General features: G+C 75.0%; 7 protein-coding genes. 5 read left to right on the plus strand and 2 right to left on the minus strand.

Annotated elements, in window-relative coordinates:
- On the plus strand, positions 1 to 1,601 hold a 1,601-nt coding region (locus GA0115240_RS02435), incomplete at its 5' end, for a S9 family peptidase (protein ID WP_107407080.1).
- Between the two features lie 73 nt (positions 1,602 to 1,674).
- Positions 1,675 to 2,166 (plus strand): Rieske (2Fe-2S) protein, encoded by a 492-nt coding sequence (locus tag GA0115240_RS02440; RefSeq protein ID WP_093734983.1) that lies wholly within the window; start codon positions 1,675 to 1,677, stop codon positions 2,164 to 2,166.
- A gap of 129 nt (positions 2,167 to 2,295) precedes the next feature.
- Here GA0115240_RS02440 and GA0115240_RS02445 read toward each other — a convergent pair whose 3' ends face one another.
- The gene (locus GA0115240_RS02445) at positions 2,296 to 3,201 is read right to left on the minus strand and encodes a LysR family transcriptional regulator (RefSeq protein ID WP_093734984.1); all 906 of its coding nucleotides are present in this window, start codon (positions 3,199 to 3,201) and stop codon (positions 2,296 to 2,298) included.
- Between the two features lie 72 nt (positions 3,202 to 3,273).
- On the opposite strand from GA0115240_RS02445, the gene GA0115240_RS02450 reads away from it, so the two are divergent.
- Positions 3,274 to 4,329, plus strand: coding sequence for a DMT family transporter (locus GA0115240_RS02450; RefSeq protein WP_093734985.1), 1,056 nt, complete (start codon positions 3,274 to 3,276; stop codon positions 4,327 to 4,329).
- Between the two features lie 4 nt (positions 4,330 to 4,333).
- On the opposite strand, the gene GA0115240_RS02455 is transcribed toward GA0115240_RS02450, so the two are convergent.
- Positions 4,334 to 5,665 (minus strand): aminotransferase class I/II-fold pyridoxal phosphate-dependent enzyme, encoded by a 1,332-nt coding sequence (locus GA0115240_RS02455; protein WP_093734986.1) that lies wholly within the window; start codon positions 5,663 to 5,665, stop codon positions 4,334 to 4,336.
- Positions 5,666 to 5,700: 35 nt separating this feature from the next.
- On the opposite strand from GA0115240_RS02455, the gene GA0115240_RS02460 reads away from it, so the two are divergent.
- Both GA0115240_RS02460 and GA0115240_RS02465 read left to right on the plus strand, forming a co-directional pair.
- The gene (locus tag GA0115240_RS02460) at positions 5,701 to 6,456 is read left to right on the plus strand and encodes a pyridoxamine 5'-phosphate oxidase family protein (RefSeq protein ID WP_093734987.1); all 756 of its coding nucleotides are present in this window, start codon (positions 5,701 to 5,703) and stop codon (positions 6,454 to 6,456) included.
- A gap of 10 nt (positions 6,457 to 6,466) precedes the next feature.
- Positions 6,467 to 7,108: FMN-binding negative transcriptional regulator (locus tag GA0115240_RS02465; protein WP_093734988.1), on the plus strand; the 642-nt coding region annotated here is incomplete at its 3' end.

Raw genomic sequence — 7,108 nt, forward strand, 5'->3', positions numbered from 1 at the left:
ACGAGGACATCAGCTACGGCCTGCCCGAGCACGTGGCCGCCGAGGAGATGCACCGCCCGCGCGGCTACTGGTGGTCGCCGGACGGCGAGCGGCTGCTGGTGGCCCGGGTGGACACCGCCGGGGTGCAGCGCTGGTGGATCGGCGACCCGGCGAACCCGGCCGAGCCGCCGCGCGCCGTGCGCTACCCGGCGGCCGGCACCGCCAACGCGGATGTCTCGCTGTGGGTGCTCGGCCTGGACGGCGGCCGGACCGAGGTCGTCTGGGACCGGACCGCGTACGAATACCTGACCACCGTCGGCTGGGACGCCCACGGGCCGCTGCTGAGCGTGCAGAGCCGGGATCAGCGCACCCTTCGGATCCTGGCCGCCGACCCGGACACCGGCGGCACCCGACTGCTGCACGAGCAGCGCGACCCGGCGTGGGTGGAGCTGATCCCGGGCACCCCGGCCCGGACCGCGGCCGGGGCGCTGGTGCACATTGCCGACGAGGGCGACACCCGGTACCTGACGGTCGGCGGCGAACCGGTCACGCCGGCCGGCCTCCAGCTGCGCGAGGTGCTCTCGGTGGACGGGGAGTCGGTGCTCTTCACCGCGAGCGACGAGCCGACCGAGACGCACCTGTGGTCGTACGATCCGCGGCGCGGTCCGGAGCGGCTCAGTTCGGCGCCGGGGGTGCACACCGGGCAGCGGGCGGGCGGCTCGCTGCTCCTCGCGTCGTCGGTGGACGGCCGCCAGGAGTTCCGGCTGCGGACCGGCGGCGGCGAGCCGGGTGCGCGCACCGAGGACATCGCCTCGCTGGCCGCCGAGCCGGTGACGCGCCCGCGGGTGACCTGGCTGCGGGCCGGCGAGTTGGAGTTGCGCACCCTGCTGGTCCTGCCGTCCTGGTACGAGCCGGGCGGCGGGCCGCTGCCGGTGCTGCTCGCGCCGTACGGCGGCCCGGTGATGCAGCTGGTGACCCGGGCCCGCGGCTGGGCGGTGGCCGAGGCGCAGTGGTTCGCCGACGAGGGCTTCGCGGTGGTGATCGCGGACGGCCGCGGCACGCCCGGCCGCGGGCCGCGGTGGGACAAGACCGTGCGCGGCGACACGCTGAGCGCCCCGCTGGAGGACCAGGTGACGGCCCTGCACGCCGCCGCCGCGCACTGCCCGGACCTGGACCTCGGGCGGGTCGCGATCCGGGGCTGGTCCTACGGCGGCACGCTGGCCGCCGCGGCGGTGCTGCGCCGCCCCGACGTCTTCCACGCGGCGATCTCCGGCGCCGGGCCGAGCGACCAGCGGCTGTACGACACGCACTGGCGGGAGCGGTTCCTCGGCCACCCGGACGACGAGCCCGAGGCGTACGACCGCAGCTCGCCGATCGGGGAGGCGGCGGCGCTGAGCCGTCCGCTGCTACTGGTGCACGGCCTGGCCGACGACAATGTGGTGGCCGCCCACACCCTGCGGCTGTCGGCCGCGCTGCTCGCCGCGCAGCGTCCGCACCAGGTGCTGCCGCTGTCCAACACGACCCACTCCCCGACGGACGGGGCCGTGATGGAGGGGCTGCTGAGGCACCAGTTGAACTTCCTGCGCGTGTCGCTGAACGTTCCGCCGCGATCAGCCGTATGAACGGTCACGCGTGAAAGCACGCGGTCGGGCGGCGCGGCGCCGCCCGGTTTCACCAGCGGACAGGATGCAGCTCATGCCCGAAACCTCCGGATTCCCCGTGTCCCCCACCCGTCGCGGTGTCGTCGCCGCGGCAGGCGGTGTGGGACTCGCCGCCGTGCTGACCGCCTGCGGTTCCGGCTCGGACTCGGATTCGTCCTCCAAGGCCTCCTCGCCGTCCTCGGACGCCGCCGCGCCCGCCACCACCGGTTCGGGCTCGACGTCGGCCGCGGCCGGCGGCGGCACCGCGCTGGCCAAGACGTCGGACATCCCGGTCGGCGGCGGCAAGATCTTCGACGACCAGAAGGTGGTCGTCACCCAGCCGACCGCGGGGCAGTTCAAGGGCTTCTCCGCCATCTGCACCCACATGGGGTGCACCGTCGCCAGCGTGTCGGGCGGCACCATCAACTGCCCCTGCCACGGGAGCAAGTACCACGTGGCGGACGGCAGCGTCGCCAACGGCCCCGCCACCCAGGGGCTGCCGGCCAAGCAGGTCACCGTGGCGGGCGACGAGATCACGCTGGCCTGACCGCCCGGCGGGCGGCGCGCCCGGCGCGGTGGTGTGCCCCGGCGGGGGCACGGCGCTCCGGGCCCGGGGTCGGACACGCCACTCGGACATGCCGCTCGGACCCGGCGGTCGGACCCGGCGGTCGGCCGGTCAGACCCGGGGCAGGCCGGCCGACCGCTGCAGGGCCTCCACCGTGACGCGGATGGCGGGGCGACGGTCCGCGTCGGCCCGCCACACCGCGTACACATGGCGGCACATGGTGCGGTGCACCGGGATGACGCGGACGCCGCTGGGCATCGGGTCGCGGCCGAGCCTCGGCATGACGGCCACCCCGAGGCCCGCGGCGACCAGCGCGAGGACGGTGGCGTGCTCCTCGGCGTGGTGCGAGATCCGCGGTTCGATGCCTTTGCCGCGCAGCGTGAACAGCAGCCATTCGTGGCAGAAGCCGCCGTCCGGCCAGGTGATCCAGTCCTCGTCGGCCAGCTCGGCCAGCTCGATCCGCGGCCGGCTCGCCAGCCGGTGTCCGGCCGGCAGCACCACGTCCACGATGTCGTCCAGCAGCGGCGCCTTGGCCAGGCCGGCCGGCAGTGACAGCGGTTTGTTGTACCAGTCGAGGACCACGGCCAGATCGATGTCGCCGCGCGCCAGCCGGGCCAGCGACTCCTTGGGCTCCAGTTCGTGCACCGCCGGGCGCAGACCCGGATGCTCCGCGCGCAGCGCGCCCAGCGCGGCGGGAAACAGTCCGCGCACCGCGGTGGGGAAGGCGGCAGCCCGCAGTTCGCCGACGGCGGCGCCGCGGTGGGCCTCCAGATCGGCGTGCGCGAGTTCGACCAGGGACAGTATCCGGTCGGCGTGCCCGGACAGCAGCCGGCCGGCGTCGGTGAGCCGCACTCCGCGCCCGTTCCTGGCGAGCAGGGTCTGGGCGGTCTCCCGCTCCAGCTTGGCCATCTGCTGCGACACCGCGGAGGTGGTGACGCCCAGGACGTCGGCGGCCGCGCTCACCGAGCCATAGGTGTCGATGGCGTGCAGGATGCGCAGGCGTTCAAGGCTCAACATGTAAGCGATGCTACGTCGTCGGCGAACCATAACTCGCTTGTTCTACGCGGTTGCGGCGGCCATCGTGGGGGCATGACCGCTGCCGAGAGCCGCCCGGCCACCGTGACCGCCGCGACGTCCCCGACGTCCCCCACGTCACTGACTTCCGCGCCCGCCGCACCACCCCTGGCATCCCCGCCCACCCCGAACGCCCCGACCCGCCCGGCCGCCCCGCCCGGCGGGTCCGTGCCGGCGGTGCGCCGGCTGCTCGACTGGCGGGTGCGCTTCGCCGCGCTCGGTCTGGTGTGGGGCTTCAGTTTCCTGTTCATGAAGGTCGGCAACGAGGCGTTCGCCCCGCTCCAGGTCACGCTCGGCCGGATGGTGTTCGGAACGGCGGTCCTCGCGGTCGCGGTCGCGGTGAAGCGGGAACGGCTGCCGCGCGGCCCGCGCACCTACGCGCATCTGGCGGTGGCCGCCTTTCTGCTCAACTCGCTGCCGTTCTCGCTCTTCGCGACCGCCGAGCAGACGATTCCGTCGATGCTGGCCGGGATATGCAACGCGGCGACACCGCTGTTCTCGATGCTGATCTCGGTGGTCGCGCTGTCGGAGGACCGGCCCTCGCGGCAGCGGTTCGCCGGAGTCGGCCTCGGCTTCGCCGGGGTGCTCACCGTGCTGGGCGCCTGGCAGGGCTTCTCCGGCCAGGATCCCAAGGGCACCGTGATGGCGCTGGCGGCGGCGCTCAGTTACGCGGTCGGCTGGGCGTACGTGCGGCGCACCCTGGCGCGCACCGGCGGCTCCCACCTGTCCATGTCGGCCACCCAGTTGACGCTGGGCACCGTGCAGCTCCTCCTGGTCACACCGTTCTTCACCTCGGTGCCCCACGACTGGCCCGCCAAGTCCGTGCTCTCGGTGCTGGCGCTGGGCGCGCTGGGCACCGGCGTCGCCTTCCTCATCCAGTACGGCCTGGTCGCGGAGAAGGGTCCGACGATCGGCTCGATGGTCACGTATCTGATCCCGATCGTGGCGACCACGGCCGGGGTGCTGCTGCTCAACGAGTCGCTGAGCTGGAACGAGCCGGTGGGCGCGGTGGTGATCCTGATCGGCGCGGCGCTGACCCAGCTGCGGCCGCGGGCGACCCGCCGGGCGTAGGCGATCAGCCGTAACGGCCGGCGCCGGCCGGGCGCAGTACGGCCGCCACCGCGTCGGCGAGGGGCTCGATGTCGGCGGGGGCGAGCGGGGAGACGGTGAGCCGGACCCCCGGGGCCGAGCCGAGCCGGAAGCGGGCGCCGGGGGCCACCGCCCAGCCGCGCTGCAGCAGCCCGGCCACCGCGCCGGTCTCGTCGGGGACGGGAACCCAGACGTTCATGCCGCTGCGGCCGTGGGCGGTCACCCCGCGTGCGCCGAGCGCGCCGAGCAGTGCCTCGCGCCGGTCGCCGTAGGCGCGGGCGGTTGCCGCCGGGTCCACCGCGCCGCTCTGCCACAGGTGCACGACGGTGCGCTGCAGCAGATGACTGACCCAGCCCGCACCGAGCCGGTGCCGGCCGCGGACCCGGTCCACGGTGACCGCGTCGCCGGTGCACAGGGCCAGCCGCAGGTCGGGGCCGTAGGCCTTGGCCGTGGAGCGGATCAGCGCCCAGTGGTCGGTGGCGCCGGACAGGCAGTGCAGGGGCAGGTCGACCAGGCCGTGCACATGGTCGTCGTCGATGACCAGGACGTGGCGGTGGGCGGCGAGCAGGCGCCGCAGTTCGGTGGCGCGGGCGCCGGACAGGGCCGCGCCGGTGGGGTTCTGGCCCCGGTCGGTGACGACCAGCGCGCGCACCCCCGCCTGGAGGGCACGCGCCACCGCGGCGGCGACCGGCCCGTCGTCGTCCACCGCGACCGGCACCGCGCGCAGGCCCATGGCCGGCACGAGGTCCAGCAGGCTGCCCCAGCCCGGATCCTCGACGGCCACGGCGTCGCCCGCCCGCAAATGGGCGGCGAGCACCCGCTCGATGGCGTCCAGCGAACCGGAGGTGACGCCGATCGGGCCACCCGGCACACCGTCGGCGTCCAGGCCGGCCCGGGCCAGCCGGGCCAGTTCGGCGTCGACGGGCGGGCCGCCGTACAGCGCCGGGGTCCGGGCGTGGTGAGCGGCCGCCTCGGCGAGGGCCTCGGCCAGCGGGGGCAGCAGCGCCGGGTCGGGATTGCCGGTGGACAGGTCGCGCGCGCCGGGCGGTACGTCGATGCGGATCTCGTCGCGCGCGGCGGTGGCGGGCCGGGAGCGGATCCGGCTGCCGCGACGGCCGGCCGTCTCGATCACCCCGCGGTCGCGGAGCAGCCGGTAGGCGGCGGCCACGGTGTTGGGGTTGACGTCGAGTTCCCGGGCGAGGTCGCGCAGGGGCGGCAGGGCGTCGCCGGGGCCGAGCGCGCCCGAGCCCACCGCGCCTTCGATGTCGGCGGCGATAGCCGATGCGCCGCTTCCGGTGATTCGATACTCTCCTAGCACAAAGGCAACTATGCACTAGTGCAAAGGATCGCGCCATGGCTTCCGTGCCGCCCGCCTCGTCGCCTCCCTCGTCGCCCGCGCCGCTGCCGGCACACCAGTCCGCGGCCTCCCCCGCGGTCACCGACCCGTCGTCCGGTTATCCGGCCACCGATCGCGCCACTCCGACCCGGTTGCGCGAGCGGGCCTCGTACGACCGCGCCTCGGTGCACGCCATCTTGGACGAGGGCTGGGTGTGCCATCTCGGCTTCGTCCGGGACGGCGCGCCCGTGGTGCTGCCGACGCTCTACGCCCGGCACGGCGAGCGGCTGTACGTGCACGGCTCGACGGGTTCGCGCCCGCTGCGCGGCGCCGGCCCGGGGCTGGCGGTCTGTCTGACCGTCACCCACGTCGACGGACTGGTACTGGCCAGATCCGCCTTCCACCACTCGATCAACTACCGCTCGGTGGTTGTGCACGGCACCGCCCACCAGGTCACCGACCCGGGCGAGCGGGCGCTGGCGCTGGACGCGATCGTGGAGCAGGCGGTGCCGGGGCGGGCCGCGGACTGCCGGCGGCCCAACGTCAGGGAGCTGGCCGCCACCACGGTGATCCGGCTCGATCTGGGCGAGGTCTCCGCCAAGATCCGCAGCGGCGGTCCCGGTGACGAGCCCGAGGACCTCGCACTCCCCCACTGGACCGGTGTCGTCCCGGTCGCCAGGACGTACGGTGCGCCGATCCCGGCCGACGATCTCGACCCGGCGATACCGCTGCCCGCCTATCTGCCGCCGGCCGGTCCGCGCGGCGGCGCCTGAGAGGACCGCCGTGCTGATCCATCCCTGGGACGCGCCGACCGACGACGGCGAATGGCGGACCTGGCTGACCGGCCATGACTTCGGGCAGCTCGCGGTGAACGGACAAGACGGCGCGGCGCCCCTGGTGCAGCCAGCGCACTTCCTCTACGACCCCGCACCCGGTGAGTACGGCGAGGCGCTGCTGCACCTGGCCCGCGCCAACCCGGTCTGGCCGGCGCTGGCCGCGAACGCGCGGGTCACCCTCAGCGTGGTCGACGACTACGTCTTCGTCCCCGGTCCCTGGCACGCCCCGGTCGACGAGCCGGCCGAGCACGGCGTCCCCACCAGCTTCTACGCGGCCGTCCAGCTGCTGGCGGTCGCGCACCTCGTGGACGATCCGGAGCAGAGGGCCGACCTGCTGCGGCGTCAGGTCGCGCACTTCCAGCCGGCGGGTGGCACGGCGCCGGTGGTCCCCGGCCAGGAGCCGTTCGGACGGATGTTGCCGGGGATCCGCGGCATCCGGCTGGAGATCACCGCGGTCCGGGCCAAGTTCAAGTTCGGCGGCAACAAGCCGGCCGCGGTGCGGCGCCGGGTCGGCGGCCTGCTGGCCGAGCGGGCCGACCCGCGGGACGGGGCCGCCCGGGCCCACCAGCTGCGGGCGGACGGGGGCCGG

Origin of the sequence: Streptomyces sp. DvalAA-14 (genome assembly GCF_900091855.1) — a bacterium.
Classification (GTDB): Bacteria; Actinomycetota; Actinomycetes; order Streptomycetales; family Streptomycetaceae; genus Actinacidiphila.

Excerpts from the sequence above, each read along its gene's own strand:
- GA0115240_RS02450 (WP_093734985.1), top strand. The coding sequence starts at position 3,274 with ATGACCGCTGCCGAGAGCCGCCCGGCCACCGTGACCGCCGCGACGTCC.
- GA0115240_RS02440 (WP_093734983.1), top strand. The coding sequence starts at position 1,675 with ATGCCCGAAACCTCCGGATTCCCCGTGTCCCCCACCCGTCGCGGTGTC.
- GA0115240_RS02460 (WP_093734987.1), top strand. The coding sequence starts at position 5,701 with ATGGCTTCCGTGCCGCCCGCCTCGTCGCCTCCCTCGTCGCCCGCGCCG.
- GA0115240_RS02445 (WP_093734984.1), bottom strand. The coding sequence starts at position 3,201 with ATGTTGAGCCTTGAACGCCTGCGCATCCTGCACGCCATCGACACCTAT.